This window comes from Pseudomonas sp. WS 5412, from assembly GCF_012985615.1.
Taxonomy (GTDB): domain Bacteria; phylum Pseudomonadota; class Gammaproteobacteria; order Pseudomonadales; family Pseudomonadaceae; genus Aquipseudomonas; species Aquipseudomonas shahriarae.
Genome location: NZ_JAARMB010000003.1, coordinates 130,492 through 145,956 on the forward strand (window position 1 = coordinate 130,492; position 15,465 = coordinate 145,956).

11 protein-coding genes are annotated in these 15,465 nt (G+C 62.7%); 2 read left to right on the top strand and 9 right to left on the bottom strand.

All coding sequences use genetic code 11. The annotated features are described in order from the left end of the window. Window positions 1–52 precede the first annotated feature (52 nt). From HBR94_RS05640 to leuC, 9 genes are all read right to left on the bottom strand, one after another. Window positions 53–685 carry a phosphoribosylanthranilate isomerase gene (locus HBR94_RS05640; RefSeq protein WP_057438610.1) on the bottom strand — a complete coding sequence of 211 codons (633 nt, stop codon included), beginning with the start codon at window positions 683–685 and terminating at the stop codon, window positions 53–55. A 64-nt stretch (window positions 686–749) separates the two neighbouring features. After that, the gene (gene truA / locus HBR94_RS05645; protein WP_057438609.1) at window positions 750–1,574 is read right to left on the bottom strand and encodes a tRNA pseudouridine(38-40) synthase TruA; all 825 of its coding nucleotides are present in this window, start codon (window positions 1,572–1,574) and stop codon (window positions 750–752) included. A gap of 238 nt (window positions 1,575–1,812) precedes the next feature. Then, on the bottom strand, window positions 1,813–4,371 hold the full coding sequence (locus HBR94_RS05650; protein ID WP_170044356.1) for a FimV family protein: 2,559 nt from the start codon (window positions 4,369–4,371) through the stop codon (window positions 1,813–1,815). A 162-nt stretch (window positions 4,372–4,533) separates the two neighbouring features. Continuing rightward, entirely contained in the window at window positions 4,534–5,544 is a 1,011-nt protein-coding gene (locus HBR94_RS05655) for an aspartate-semialdehyde dehydrogenase (RefSeq protein WP_057960178.1), read from the bottom strand. 239 nt (window positions 5,545–5,783) lie between these two features. Continuing rightward, window positions 5,784–6,896, bottom strand: a complete 1,113-nt coding sequence (gene asd / locus HBR94_RS05660) for an aspartate-semialdehyde dehydrogenase (RefSeq protein ID WP_057444111.1) — start codon at window positions 6,894–6,896, stop codon at window positions 5,784–5,786. Between the two features lie 64 nt (window positions 6,897–6,960). Next, complete coding sequence (gene leuB, locus HBR94_RS05665) at window positions 6,961–8,043, bottom strand: 3-isopropylmalate dehydrogenase (protein WP_057438607.1); 1,083 nt, start codon at window positions 8,041–8,043, stop codon at window positions 6,961–6,963. A 53-nt stretch (window positions 8,044–8,096) separates the two neighbouring features. Next, window positions 8,097–8,861, bottom strand: a complete 765-nt coding sequence (locus tag HBR94_RS05670) for a class I SAM-dependent methyltransferase (RefSeq protein ID WP_057960179.1) — start codon at window positions 8,859–8,861, stop codon at window positions 8,097–8,099. 146 nt (window positions 8,862–9,007) lie between these two features. Further along, entirely contained in the window at window positions 9,008–9,652 is a 645-nt protein-coding gene (gene leuD / locus HBR94_RS05675) for a 3-isopropylmalate dehydratase small subunit (protein ID WP_057438605.1), read from the bottom strand. Between the two features lie 10 nt (window positions 9,653–9,662). Next, entirely contained in the window at window positions 9,663–11,081 is a 1,419-nt protein-coding gene (leuC, locus tag HBR94_RS05680) for a 3-isopropylmalate dehydratase large subunit (protein WP_057438604.1), read from the bottom strand. A gap of 146 nt (window positions 11,082–11,227) precedes the next feature. Between leuC and HBR94_RS05685 the strand changes: the two genes are divergently transcribed. Together HBR94_RS05685 and HBR94_RS05690 are read left to right on the top strand one after the other, a co-directional pair. Next, the gene (locus tag HBR94_RS05685; protein ID WP_057438603.1) at window positions 11,228–12,118 is read left to right on the top strand and encodes a LysR family transcriptional regulator; all 891 of its coding nucleotides are present in this window, start codon (window positions 11,228–11,230) and stop codon (window positions 12,116–12,118) included. Window positions 12,119–12,181: 63 nt separating this feature from the next. Then, entirely contained in the window at window positions 12,182–15,460 is a 3,279-nt protein-coding gene (locus tag HBR94_RS05690) for an EAL domain-containing protein (protein WP_170044357.1), read from the top strand. Window positions 15,461–15,465: the final 5 nt, after the last annotated feature.

The window sequence follows — 15,465 nt, forward strand, 5'->3', positions numbered from 1 at the left end:
GCCGGCCTGTTTTACACAGTGGTAGTTACTGACGGCGGCAGACTGCCAGCCGTCACATCGCGCCACTGCTGCTGCGCACTGCCTGCATGAATGCGTGAATCTTGCCAGAGTCTTTGATGCCCTTGGCCTGCTCCACCCCGCCACTGACGTCGACGGCATACGGGCGAACCTGGGCAATGGCCTGCGCCACATTGTCAGCGCACAAGCCACCCGCCAGGATGATCGGCTTGCTCAAGCCCTGGGGGATCAGCGACCAATCGAAGGCCTCGCCGGTACCGCCAGGAATGCCCTCGACATAGGCATCGAGCAAAATCCCGCTGGCCCCGGCGTAGGCGGCGCAACTGGCGGCGATATCGTCCCCGGCCTTGACCCGCAGCGCCTTGATATACGGGCGATGGTAGCCGGCGCACTCCTCCGGGGTTTCGTCGCCATGGAACTGCAACAGGTCCAGGGGCACCGCATCCAGGGTTTCATTGAGCTCGCAGGCGCTGGCGTTGACGAACAGCCCCACAGTGGTCACGAACGGCGGCAAGCCGGCAATGATCGCCCGGGCCTGTTGCACCGTTACCGCCCGCGGGCTCTTGGCATAAAACACAAAGCCAATGGCGTCAGCCCCCGCCTCGACTGCCGCCAGCGCGTCTTCCATGCGGGTAATCCCGCAAATCTTGCTGCGAACGCCTGACATATCGTCGGAACCTCAGGGGGCTGTCCAGGAAAGTCCCGGATGGTAACAAATGCTTTTCCGGGCGTCAGCCGCCAAGTTCAGTGAAACCAGTGAGGAAGTGTGGCCCGATGAAACGCTGCGGCAGCTCGAACTCATCGCGGTACTCCACCTCCACCAGGTACAGGCCGAACGGGTGCGCCGTGACCCCGCCGGTACGCCGCACCCGGCTCTCCAGCACCTCCCTGGCCCACTCCACCGGGCGCTCGCCGGTGCCGATGGTCATCAGCACCCCGGCGATATTGCGCACCATATGGTGCAGGAACGCCCCGGCGCGGATATCCAGGACAATCATCTTGCCGTGACGGGTCACCCGCAGGTGGTGGACTTCCTTGATCGGCGACTTGGCCTGGCACTGGCCGGCGCGAAAGGCGCTGAAATCGTGGATCCCCACCAAATGCTGGGCCGCTTCAGCCATGCGCTCGGCGTCCAGCGGACGGTGGTTCCAGGTGATCTCTTCGTTCAAGTGCGCCGGACGGATCTGATCGTTGTAGATCACATAGCGGTAACGCCGGGCAATCGCCTTGAACCGCGCATGGAAGTGCGCCGGCATAACCTTGGCCCAACTGACGCTGACATCGTGGGGCAGATTGATATTGGCGCCCATGACCCACGCCTTCATCGAGCGCTCGGCCTGGGTGTCAAAATGCACCACTTGCCCGCAGGCATGTACGCCCGCGTCGGTGCGCCCGGCGCACATCAATGAAACCGGCGAGTCGGCGACCTTCGACAGGGCCTTCTCCAGGGTTTCCTGCACGGTCGGCACGCCAGAGGCCTGGCGCTGCCAGCCGCGATAGCGCGAGCCTTTGTATTCCACGCCCAGGGCGATTCTGAAAAAGCCGGCGGCCGCCATTTCGGCGGCCGCGTTATCTATATTTGCCAAGAGCTGAGAGCCTGATAGTTGCGCAAAGGCGGCCATTATAAAGTGCCAGGCCTGGGCCTGGGGCATTTTGTGGGCGCTGGCTTGCCTGCGATAGCCGCGCCTCGTTTTTACTGACGGACCGAGTCGCCTCTATCGCGGGCAAGCCCGACTCCCCCATTTAAATGCAAAACGGCGACCCGAAGGCCGCCGCTGCGTTAATTGCCGGTAATCACACCAGGCGGCTGAGCATTTCCTTGGCTTCGCTACGCTGGCCGTCGTCACCCTCAGTGAGGACTTCGGCCAGGATGTCACGCGCACCGCCCTCATCGCCCATGTCGATGTAGGCCTGGGCCAGGTCGAGTTTGGTGGCGACTTCGTCGGTACCCGACAGGAAGTCGAATTCCGGCTCATCGTCGCCCTTTGCCGCATCTTCAGCGGTGAAGCTCGGTTCGATCGACGGGCTTTCCAGGCTCTGCGACAGACGTTCCAGCTCGGCGTTGACGTCGTCAAGCTCCGAGGCGAATGCGTCCGGCTTGCTCGATGATGCAGGCTCGTCGGCCAGGGACAGGTCGAAGTCTTCCGGCAGGTCAAAGTCATCCAGCGCAGCTGGCGTCAGGGTGGGCGGCTCGACCGGCGGCAGGTCCTTCATCTCTTCTTCCAGGCCCGAGAGGAAGTCATCGTCGGACTGGGAGGCTGGCGCATCCAGCTGCAAGTCGAGGTCAAAGTCGGACAGATCGTCCGGGCTGGCCTTGGCCTCGGTTTGCTGCTGCAGCACCGACTCAAAGCTCAGGTCATCGACCTCGGGCTCCGGCGCGACCACTGCCGGCGACGCGGCTTCCAGGTCATCCAGGCTCAGGTCGAAATCATTGTCGAAAGCATCGGTTTCAGGCGCGGGAGCAGGCGCCGGCTCTTCCTGGAGCAGATCCTTGACGTACTGCGCATCAAGCGCGGCGGCGGCGACCGCAGCACTGACGCCCGCCGCGAGCACGGCCATGGCCGGGTAGCGATTTTTCAACAGCTCGACCTGGGCGTGGTTCTCGCCATTGGCGACCAACTGGCGCTCCTGGGTCACGAAACCGTCCTTGTCGCCCTGCTGGCCGTAGACTTCCAGGAGCTTGAGGCGCAGGTCACTGCGCGCGGGCTCCAGCTTGATCGCCTCTTCCAGCACGGCCGCCGCCTGGTTCAAGTGACCACGGTCCAGATGGGACTGGGCCTGGGCCAGGGCATCGGAGGAACCGGGTTCGATGATCAGTTTGCTTGGCGGCGCCATGCTGGTCGCCGGGGCAGGCACTGGCACCGGCGCCACGGCAACCGGAGCTGGAGCTGGAGCTGGAGCTGGAGCCAGCTTGACGCTTGCCGCCGGGACTTCAAGGCCCTCGAAACTGTCCAGAGACAGGTCCTGCTCAATATTCGAGGAAAATTCCGGCTCTTCGGCCAGCGCCCGCGCCATGCGCAGGTGTTTTTCCTCTTCCAGGCGCGCATTGCGATGGCGCGCCCATAGCAGCAGGAGCAACAACACCAGGAGGCCGGCGGCACCACCGATCACCCCAAGGACGATAGGGTTGGTCAGCAGGTCATTGAACTTGCCTTCGGTGCTGGCCACTGGCGCAGGCTCAGCCGGGGTTTCCACTGGCGCGACCACCGGCGCTTCGGCAGCCGGAGCAGGGGCAGCAGGCGCGGTCGGCGCCGCAGCCAGTTCGGCAGGGATTACAGCCGGCTGCGCCGGGGCGCCGCCTTCAGCCTGCAACTTGGCCAGTTGGTTGTTTTTCAACTCAATCAGCCGCTGCAGCTTGTCCAACTGACTTTGCAGGTCAGTCATGCGGCTTTTCAGTTCTTCATTTTCGCGGCGGGTCGAATCCAGGCTTTCCTGGGTCACCGCCAGCTTGTTGTTCAAAGCCTTGCTATCACCCGCCGCGCCCTTGACGCCCGCCTTGGCGGCTTCGGCCGAGACCAGGCTCAGGTTGTCCTTCGCTGCCGTCTGCGACGGCGCTGCGCCGGCCTGGGTACGTTTGGTCGCATCCAGTTGCTGGCGCCCCGCTGCCTGATTGTTAGCGCCACGACGCCCCTGGCGCCAGGCCGCATTCTGCGCGGTCACTTCGGCGATCGCCTCGGGCTGCGGCAGACTGGTGCTTTGTACCGGGTCCGGCATGCGCAATACCTGGCCGGTCTTCATGCGGTTGATGTTGCCGTCGACAAAGGCTCCCGGGTTCAATGCCTGGATCGCCAGCATGGTCTGTTGGATCGAGCCGCCATTGCGATTTTTTGCGGCGATTTCCCACAGGGTGTCGCGAGAAGTCGTGGTGTATTCCGCCGCCTTGGTCACACTGGCAGCAGCAGGCGGGGCAAGACGGGGTGCCGGGGCGCTGGCCTCAGGGGCTTTTTGCTCGAACTTGGCCGGGTCCAGCAAGACGCTGTAGTCACGCATCAACCGACCATTCGGCCATTGCACCTGCAACAGGAAGCGTACATAGGAATCGGGCAATGGCTTGCTCGAGGTGACACGAACCACGCTGCGACCGCTGGGGTTGAGCACCGGGGTAAAGGTCAGCTCATCGAGGAACGCCTGGCGATCGACCCCCGCATCCACAAAGGCCTGGGAAGACGCGAGGCTGGGCACGATATCGGAGGCTGTCAGCCCGCCCACGTCGAGCAGCTCGATCTCCACCGACAGAGGCTGGTTCAACTTCGACTTGAGGGTCATCTCCCCAAGTTGCAGCGCTTGCGCCATACCGGAGGACAGCGCCGAGGCGGCCGCTATTGCTAACACCAGTTTGCGAACTTGAACCATAGCCTCATCCTTTGTTTGAACACTCCTCGGCCGGCGAGAAGGTTGGGTACCGCTGCCATTCGGCATGGCGAGCCGATAGTTCACCGACGCGCAACTTTTCCTGCATGGGGCCAAGCATAGCGCTTGGCTAGAATCAATCTACAAATTGCCGCCAAGTATCTTTTACACAAGGTGTTTTATCAACAACTGTGCCAGTTGCACGGCGTTAAGCGCCGCGCCTTTGCGTACGTTATCTGACGTCAGCCACAAGTTTAGTTCCGCCGGGTCGTCGATGCCGGCACGCACCCGCCCCACGTAGACCACGTCCTGACCGACCGCATCCCCAACGGCTGTAGGGTAATCGCCCTCTTCCACCAGTTCGATGCCCGGCGCCGCTTCCAACGCGCGATTCACTGCGCCCAGGTCCACAGCGCCCGCCAGTTGCAGGGACACGCTCAGGCTATCGCCAAAAAACACCGGAGCTTGAACGCAGGTCGCGGAAATTTTCAGTAACGGTAGTTCAAGCAGGGCGCGCAGTTCGTGGACCAGGCGCTTTTCCAGGGCAGTGTGGCCCTGCGCATCCGGCGTGCCGACCTGAGCCAACAGGTTGAAAGCCATCTGCCGGTCAAAGAATTTGGGTTCCAGGGGCCGTACATTCAGCAGCTCGGCGGTTTGCCGGGCCAGTTCGCTGACGGCTTCACGGCCCTGGGCGGACACCGCCAGGTTAGCGGTGACGCTGACGCGCTGGATATCCAACAGACCCCGCAGCGGCGCGAGGACCACTGCCAGATGGGTGGCACAAGGGCTTGGGCTACCGAGCTGGAATGGTTTTTTCAAACCGTCCAGCATCTGGGCATTGGCTTCCGGCACCACCTGGGGCGCCTGTTCGGCCGGCAAGGCGCCGGACAGGTCGATCAACGAGCAACCCGCCGCAGTGGCGCGGGGGGCGAAACTCAAGGTGACCGCCGGGCCTGCGGCGAAGAAAGCCAGTTGCACCTTGCTGAAATCAAATTCATCGACTTCCCGCACCCGCACATTTTTGCCGCGAAACGGCACCGACGCGCCGGCCGACTCGCTACTGGCCAGCAGGTGCAAGGTGCCTACCGGGAAGTCCAGCTCTTCGAGGATCTGCACCAGGGTTTCGCCAACCGTACCGGTGGCGCCGATCACGGCGATATCAAAGGTCTGGGTCATGGAGGCTGCCTCGGGCATTGCGGGGGGAGCGGCACTTTACCGGGTGGTGGGGAGTGAGGCAATTGGCCTGGGGTTTGTGGTGTGGCGCAGGCCGTCATCGCGGGCAAGCCCGCTCCCACATTTCGATCTGTGAACACATTCAAGTGTGGGAGCGGGCTTGCCCGCGATGACGGCCTCAGGCGCAACAAAAAACCCGCGCCTGTCACCAGAACGCGGGTTTCTTCAACACCACAAAACGATCAACGCTCCAGCAGGATCCGCAACATCCGGCGCAGCGGCTCGGCCGCGCCCCACAGCAGCTGGTCACCTACAGTGAAGGCGCCCAGGTACTGGGTGCCCATGTTCAGCTTGCGCAGACGGCCCACCGGTACATTCAGGGTGCCGGTGACCTTGGTCGGGCTCAGCTCCTGCATGCTGATTTCGCGGCTGTTCGGCACCAGCTTGACCCATGGGTTGTGCTGGCTGATCAGCCCTTCGATGTCGGCGATCGGCACGTCTTTGTTGAGCTTGATGGTCAGCGCCTGGCTATGGCAGCGCATGGCGCCGATCCGCACACAGATACCGTCCACCGGGATCGGGTTCTTGAAGCGCCCGAGGATCTTGTTGGTCTCGGCCTGGGCCTTCCACTCTTCGCGGCTCTGGCCGTTCGGCAGTTCCTTGTCGATCCACGGGATCAGGCTGCCGGCCAAGGGCACGCCGAAGTTCTCGGTCGGGTAGGCGTCGCTGCGCATGGCCTCGGCCACACGGCGGTCGATATCGAGGATCGCGCTGGCCGGGTCGGCCAGTTGATCGGCGACGGCCGCGTGGGTCGCGCCCATCTGCTTGATCAGCTCACGCATGTTCTGCGCGCCGGCACCGGAGGCCGCCTGATAGGTCATGGCGCTCATCCACTCCACCAGCCCGGCTTCGAACAGGCCACCCAGGCCCATCAGCATCAGGCTGACGGTGCAGTTGCCGCCGACATAGTTCTTGGTGCCGGCGTCGAGCTGCTGGTCGATGACCTTGCGGTTGACCGGGTCGAGGATGATCACCGCGTCGTCCTGCATACGCAGGCTGGACGCGGCGTCGATCCAGTAGCCCTGCCAGCCGGCTTCGCGCAGCTTGGGGAAGACTTCACTGGTGTAGTCGCCACCCTGGCAGGTCAGAATGACGTCGAGGGTCTTCAGCTCTTCAATGTTGTAGGCGTCCTTGAGCGGGGCGATATCCTTGCCCACGGACGGCCCTTGGCCACCGACATTCGAAGTGGTGAAAAACACCGGCTCAATAAGATCGAAATCCTGCTCTTCCAGCATCCGCTGCATGAGCACGGAACCGACCATACCGCGCCAACCGATCAGACCTACACGTTTCATCGCAACTACACCTTGTTAAAAAGTGGGCCGCCTTGCAGCAACAACTGCAAGCGGGCCAGAGAGATTACAGATTCCGCAGCGCGGCGACTACTGCGTCGCCCATTTCCTGCGTCCCGACCTTGGTGCAACCCTGTGACCAGATGTCGCCGGTACGCAGGCCCTGGTCCAGCACCAGGCTCACCGCCTGCTCGATGGCATCCGCCGCTGCGCTCAGGTTGAAGCTGTAGCGCAACATCATCGACACCGACAAAATGGTCGCCAACGGGTTGGCAATGCCCTGGCCCGCGATGTCCGGCGCCGAACCGTGGCACGGCTCGTACATGCCCTTGTTGTTGGTGTCCAGGGACGCCGACGGCAGCATGCCGATGGAACCGGTGAGCATCGAAGCCTGGTCGGACAGGATGTCGCCAAACAGGTTGTCGGTGACGATCACGTCGAACTGCTTGGGCGCACGCACCAGTTGCATGGCGGCGTTATCCACATACATGTGGCTCAGCTCGACGTCCGGGTAATCCTTGGCCACTTCTTCGACGATTTCGCGCCACAGTTGGCTGGACGCCAGGACATTGGCCTTGTCCACCGAGCAGACCTTCTTGCCACGCACACGGGCCATGTCGAAACCGACACGGGCGATGCGGCGGATTTCGCTCTCGCTGTACGGCAGGGTGTCGTAGGCCTGGCGCTCGCCATTCTCCAGCTCACGCACGCCCCGTGGCGAGCCGAAGTAGATGCCACCGGTCAGCTCACGCACGATCAGGATATCCAGGCCCGCCACCACTTCCGGCTTGAGGCTCGACGCGTCGGCCAGTTGCGGATAGAGGATCGCCGGGCGCAGGTTACCGAACAGGCCCAGTTGCGCACGGATCTTCAGCAGGCCGCGTTCTGGGCGGATGTCGCGTTCGATCTTGTCCCATTTCGGCCCGCCCACGGCGCCGAGCAGCACGGCGTCGGCAGCTCGGGCGCGGTCGAGGGTTTCATCGGCCAGGGGCACGCCGTGCTTGTCGATGGCAGCGCCACCGATCACGTCGTGGCTCAATTCAAAGCCCAGGCTGTACTTGCTGTTGGCCAATTCCAGGACCTTGACCGCTTCGGCCATGATTTCCGGGCCAATACCGTCGCCAGGGAGAATCAGAATCTGCTTGCTCATGAGTTCCTCATTTCATCAAGCGACCCGCCCGTGGGCAGGTCGGGAAAAATTAATCAGCGCTCAGCGAACACCACCAGCACGTCGGTGCTGAAGGTGCCGTCGGCTTGAATTTCATAGTAATCGCGCACTTCCTGGCCCATCGCCTGCTGCAACGCCAGGATTGCTGCGCGCAACACGGGCGGGGTGCGCATGCGTTCGACCCACGAGGTGTATTCCAGGCGCAGGCGCTGGCGACTGCTGTTGCGCACATGCAGGCCGGCTTCGTTGAGCTGGCGCATCCACTCGCCGGCGCAATAATCGCGCACATGGCTGGTGTCGCGCAGCACTTCGACGGTTTGCAGGTAAGTGTCCAACAGCGGGCTGCCCGGTGACAAGACATCGACAAACGCCGCCACGCCGCCCGGCTTGAGCACCCGGCGCACTTCGCGCAGGGCCAGGCCGAGGTCGCTCCAGTGATGGGCCGAGTAGCGGCTGAACACGAAGTCGAACTCGCCATCGGCGAATGGCAGGCGCTCGGCGGCGCCGTGCAGGGTGCGGATGTTGTCCAGGCCGCGCTCCACTGCCGCCGCGGCGACCACGTCGAGCATCTGCTGGGACAGGTCGTAGGCCACCACTTCCTTGACCAGCGGTGCTACATGGAAACTCACGTGACCGGCGCCACAGCCCAGGTCCAGCAGGCGTGCCGCGCCCTGCCCGGCCAGTTCGGCCTGCAGCAGTGCGAACTCGGTGCCCTGGGCGTGCACGGCACTGCTCAGGTAGGCCGAGGCCTGTTCGCCGAATTGTTTTTGCACGACTTGGGTGTGGGCGGTGCTGGTCATGGTGATGTTCCTGGCTTTTGTGGTGTTCATACAGGCCCTTTCGCGAGCAAGCCCGCTCCCACATTTGAGCGCATTTCAACTGAAGGAACTCGGTCGAATGTGGGAGCGGGCTTGCTCGCGAAGGGGCCAGTCCAGCCTACATAGAATTACGCATCACGAAACAACCAAGGCTGGCTGGCCCGGTGCTTGGCTTCAAACGCGGCAATCGCCTCGCCGTCCTGCAAGGTCAGGCCGATATCGTCCAGGCCATTGATCAGGCAGTGTTTGCGGAAGGCATCCACTTCAAAGTGATACACCTTGCCATCCGGACGGGTCACGGTCTGTGCGGCGAGGTCGACGGTCAACTGGTAGCCGACATTGGCTTCCACTTGCTGGAACAACTCGTCCACTTCGGCATCGCTCAAGATGATCGGCAGCAAGCCGTTCTTGAAGCTGTTGTTGAAGAAGATGTCGGCGTAGCTCGGCGCGATAATGCTGCGAAAGCCATATTCTTCCAGGGCCCACGGCGCGTGTTCACGGCTGGAGCCGCAACCGAAGTTTTCCCGGGCCAACAACACGCTGGCGCCCTGATAGCGCTCGGCGTTGAGCACAAAATCCTTGTTCAACGGGCGCTTGGAGTTGTCCTGGTAGGCGTAGCCCACGTCCAGGTAGCGCCACTCATCGAACAGGTTCGGGCCGAAACCGGTGCGCTTGATCGACTTCAAGAACTGCTTGGGGATGATCTGGTCGGTGTCCACGTTGGCACGGTCCAACGGCGCGACAAGACCGGTGTGTTGGGTAAAAGCTCTCATCGGGTATTCCTCAGATCAATTCGCGAACGTCGATGAAACGACCGTTGACGGCAGCGGCGGCGGCCATGGCCGGGCTGACCAGGTGGGTACGGCCACCGGCGCCCTGACGCCCTTCGAAGTTACGGTTGGAGGTGGACGCGCAATGCTCCCCCGACTCCAAACGGTCCGGGTTCATCGCCAGGCACATCGAGCAGCCCGGCTCACGCCATTCAAAACCGGCTTCGAGGAAGATCTTGTCCAGCCCTTCGGCCTCAGCCTGGGCCTTCACCAGGCCCGAACCTGGCACCACAATGGCTTGCTTGATGGTCGAGGCCACTTTGCGGCCCTTGGCGATCACCGCCGCGGCGCGCAAGTCTTCGATCCGCGAGTTGGTGCAGGAACCGATAAACACGCGGTCCAACTGGATGTCGGTGATCGCCTGGTTGGCTTTCAAGCCCATGTACTTCAAGGCGCGCTCGATGGAGCCGCGCTTGACCAGATCGGCTTCCTGGGCCGGGTCCGGCACGTTCTGATCAACGGCCAGGACCATTTCCGGCGAGGTGCCCCAGCTGACCTGTGGCTTGATCTGGGCCGCGTCGAGCTCGACCACGGTATCGAACACCGCGTCGGCGTCGGACACCAGGTCTTTCCAGGCCTCGACGGCAGCCTCCCACTCGGCGCCAGCCGGTGCGAAAGGTCGGCCTTTGACGTATTCCACGGTTTTTTCATCCGCCGCGACCATGCCCACCCGGGCACCGGCTTCGATGGACATGTTGCAGATGGTCATGCGGCCTTCGATGGACAGGTCGCGAATCGCGCTGCCGGCAAACTCGATGGCATGCCCATTACCGCCAGCGGTACCGATCTTGCCGATCACGGCCAGCACGATGTCCTTGGCGGTCACACCGAACGGCAACTTGCCTTCGACGCGCACCAGCATGTTCTTCATTTTTTTGGCGACCAGGCACTGGGTCGCGAACACGTGTTCTACCTCGGAGGTGCCAATGCCGTGGGCCAGGGCGCCGAATGCACCGTGGGTCGAGGTGTGGGAGTCGCCGCAGACCACGGTCATGCCCGGCAAGGTCGCGCCCTGCTCCGGGCCGATCACGTGGACGATGCCCTGGCGCACGTCGTTCATCTTGAATTCGGTGATGCCGTACTCGTCGCAATAGTCGTCGAGAGTCTGGACCTGCAAGCGCGAGACCTGGTCGGCAATGGCTTCGATGCCGCCCTTGCGCTCCGGGGTGGTTGGCACGTTGTGGTCCGGGGTGGCGATGATCGAGTCGACGCGCCAAGGCTTGCGCCCGGCCAGTCGCAGGCCTTCGAACGCTTGGGGCGAGGTCACTTCGTGGATGATGTGACGGTCGATGTAGATCAGCGACGACCCATCATCGCGCCGTTTCACTTCATGGGAATCCCAGAGTTTGTCGTAAAGCGTTTTGCCGGCCATCAGTCGGTCCTCATCAGCGTCTTTCTATGCCCTGGGCGTTGAACGATTCAATAACCCTTTGGCTTGTGAGGCTGATGCTATGGCGTTACATTAAATAACTCAAATTCATATTTTTTATGCTTTGGATAACCGACTGGAATACCACTATGGACCTGGCCAACCTCAATGCCTTTATTGCCATCGCCGAAACCGGCAGCTTCTCCGGGGCCGGAGAGCGCCTGCACCTGACGCAACCGGCGATCAGCAAGCGCATTGCCGGCCTTGAGCAGCAATTGAAGGTGCGCTTGTTCGATCGGCTGGGCCGTGAGGTCGGCCTGACAGAGGCCGGACGCGCCCTGCTGCCCCGTGCCTATCAGATCCTCAATGTGCTGGACGACACTCGCCGCGCCCTGACCAACCTGACCGGCGAAGTCAGCGGGCGCCTGACTCTGGCGACCAGCCATCACATCGGCCTGCATCGCCTCCCCCCAGTATTGCGCACCTTTACCCGGGAATACCCGAATGTGGCCCTGGATATTCAGTTCCTGGACTCGGAAGTGGCCTACGAGGAAATCCTCCACGGCCGCGCCGAAGTGGCGGTCATCACCCTGGCCCCGGAGCCCCACAGCCTGGTGCGGGCCACCCCGGTGTGGGACGACCCCCTGGATTTCGTGGTGGCGCCCGAACACAGCCTGGCCAGTAACGGCACCATCAGCCTGACCGACATTGCCCGACACCCGGCGGTATTCCCCGGCGGCAACACCTTTACCCACCATATCGTGCACCGCCTGTTCGAGGCCCAGGGCCTGACGCCGAACATCGCCATGAGCACTAACTACCTGGAAACCATCAAGATGATGGTCTCCATCGGCCTGGCCTGGAGTGTGTTGCCCCGCACCATGCTTGATGATCAAGTGGCCAGTATCGCTTTACCGGGCATACAGCTCAGTCGCCAGCTAGGCTATATCGTGCACACCGAAAGGACGCTGTCGAACGCTGCGCGGGCTTTCATGAGCCTATTGGATGCACAGGTTGATCCGGCCGCGACGCCGGCATGAGGCCGTGCGGCCTGTAGACCCTGTTCCCGCGCCGAATGCCCATCGAGCCAAGGCCCCTTGATAATGCCCAACCCCGTCGATCCCGTGCCGCCGCTGCCCCGCATCCACGCCCTGGACCCCCAGCAGGCGGAACAAAGCTGGGAAAATGCCCCGCAGCTGTTGGCGGCGCTCAATGCCGCACGGCTCGGTGCCTGGAGCTGGGATATCGACTGCGGACGGATCAGTTGGTCGCGCGGCACCCAGGCGCTGTTCGGTTTCGACCCCCGGCAGCCGTTGCCCAAGGACCTGGACTACCTCGACTTGCTGGCCGCCGAAGACCGCGGCCGCGTGATCCGCGCGTTTCACGCGGTCCTGGCCGGCGCGCCCTTCGAGCAAGCCATGCATCACCGCATCCAGTGGCCGGACGGCAGCCTGCACTGGCTGGAAATCAACGGCAGCCTGCAGCCGGATGCCTCGGGGCGCCGCCGGATGATCGGGGTGATCCGTGAAACCACCCAGCAGCGCGAGCGCGAACATGCCCTGGGCCACTCGGAAAAACGCTTCGCCACGCTGTTCCACCTGTGCCCGAACATGGTCCTGCTGACCCGCCAGGAAGACGGCCTGATCAGCGAGGCCAACCAGTATTTCGAAAGCCTGTTCGGCTGGCCGGTCAACGATGCCATTGGTCGCACCACCCTCGACCTGGGGCTATGGGTCCACCCCGAGCAACGGGCCCTGTTGGTCAGGGCGACCCAGCGCAAAGGCGAACCGATCACCATGGAGGTGCAATTTCGCGCCAGCAATGGGCAAATCCATGACGGCACCCTCAGCGCGCAAAAGGTCGAACTCGACGGCCAGGCCTACCTCATCAGCACCTTCCTCGACACCACCGAGCGCAAGAACGCCGAGCAGGCTCTCAAGGACAGTCAGGAGCGCCTGGACCTGGCCCTGGACTCGGCCCAACTGGGCACCTGGGACTGGCATATCCCCAGCGGCATGCTTTATGGCTCGGCGCGGGCCGCACAGTTGCACGGCCTGGATCCGCACCCGTTCCATGAGTCCTTCGATGCTTTTTTTGAAGGCATGCCCGATGAAGAGCGCGCCAGCATGCGCGATGCCTATCGCACCCTGCGTGAAGGGCCGGCCGGCAACTACCAGTTGACCTACCGCGTGCAACTGGGAGACGGCAGCTCGCGCTACCTGGAAAGCCGCGCCCGCCTGTATCGCGACGCCCAGGGCGCGCCGCTGCGCATGGCGGGCACCTTGCTGGATATCACCGACCAGGTCGAACGTGAACAGCGCCTGAGCGCCTCCGAAGAAAAGTTCGCCAGCCTGTTCCTCGCCAGCCCCGACCCGATTTGCGTAACCACTCTGGCCAGCGGCGAATTCGTTGAAATCAACCCCAGCTTTACCCAGACCTTTGGCTGGAGCGCCGCCGAAGTCATCAACCACACCGCCGAGCAGATCGGCTTGTGGGATGAGCCGACCCAACGCCTGCAGCGCATCGAGCAAGTGATTCGCGAACAGGCGCTGAACAATGTGGCCATCATCGTCCATCACAAAAATGGCCAGCGCCTGACCTGCATGATTTCCAGCCGGTTGATCAAGGTCGGCCACCAGCGCTGCGTGGTCACCACCCTGCGCGATATCACCCAGCAACAGCGCTCGGAGGCGGCGCTCAAGGCCAGCGAAGAAAAGTTCGCCAAGGCCTTCCATTCCAGCCCCGACGCTGTGTCCATTACCGAGCGCGACACTGGGCGCTACGTGGAGGTCAATGACGGTTTCTGCCGCCTGACCGGCTACCGCGCCGAGGAAGCGATCGGCCTGACCCTCTACCAGATCGGTATCTGGGCCGACGAAAACCAGCGCACCACGCTGTTGGCCGAATTACAGGTCAAAGGCCGCATCCATCACATGGACATGCTCTGGCACAACAAACGCGGCGAGTTGCTGGCGGTGGAGGTGTCGGTCGAGCCGATTACCCTCAATGAAACGCCGTGCCTGCTGCTGACCGCACGGGATGTGAGCCTGCTGAAAAGTGCGCAGGCGCAGATCCGTCACCTGGCTTATCACGACCCCCTGACCAACCTGCCCAACCGCGCCCTGCTGATGGACCGCCTGAGCCAGCAGATCGCCCTGCTCAAACGCCACAACCTGCGGGGCGCGCTGCTGTTTCTGGACCTGGATCACTTCAAGCACATCAACGATTCCCTCGGCCACCCGGTGGGCGACACGGTGCTGAAAATCGTCACCGCACGCCTGGAAGCCAGCGTGCGCATGGAGGACACGGTGGCGCGCCTGGGCGGCGATGAGTTCGTGGTGCTGCTCAGCGGCCTGGAGGGTTCGCGAATTGAGGTCAGTAAACAGGTGCAATTGCTGTCCAACACCCTGCGCGAGTTGCTGTCCGAGCCAATGTTTCTCGATGGCCAGCGCTTGCAGGTCACCCCCAGTATCGGCGTGGCGCTGATCCCCGATCACGGCTCGACGCCGGCGGACCTGCTCAAGCGCGCGGATATCGCCCTGTATCGGGCCAAGGACTCGGGGCGCAACACCACGCAGATGTTCCATAACAGCATGCAACGCACTGCCAGCGAGCGCCTGCGCATGGAGACGGATCTGCGCCTGGCGTTATCACGGGGCGAGTTCAGCGTGCATTACCAGCCCCAGGTGGATGCCCGGGACAATCGCATTGTCGGCGCCGAGGCCCTGGTGCGCTGGCAGCATCCGCAACTGGGCGCACAGTCACCCACAGAGTTCATCAAGGTTCTGGAGGACAGCGGACTGATCCTTGAGGTCGGCACCTGGATCCTCGACGAAGCCTGCGCCGCGTTTGCCCGCCTGATCGCCGAAGGCCTGGTGGAGCCGGAAGGCTTCAGCCTGTGCGTGAATATCAGCCCCCGGCAGTTTCGCCAGAACGACTTTGTCGAACGGGTGGAGCGCAGCCTGACGCAGCATCACTTGCCGTTCAGCTTGCTGAAACTGGAAATCACCGAAGGCATTGTGATTCAGAATCTGGACGACACCATCAGCAAAATGCGCCGCCTGAAAAAGCTCGGGGTCAGCTTTGCCATGGACGATTTCGGCACCGGTTATTCATCCTTGACCTACCTCAAGCGCCTGCCGGTCGATGCGTTGAAAATCGATCAGTCATTTGTGCGCGACGCCACCCACGACCCCAACGACGCCGAGATCATCCGCGCGATCGTGGCCATGGCGCGCAGCCTGAACCTGGAAGTGATTGCCGAAGGTGTGGAAACCCCTGAGCAACTGGCGTTCCTGCAAGGCCTGGGCTGCCATTTGTATCAAGGCTATTTGCACAGCCGGCCATTGCCCCTGGAGGCATTTACGCTGCTATTGAGGTAAGCGCA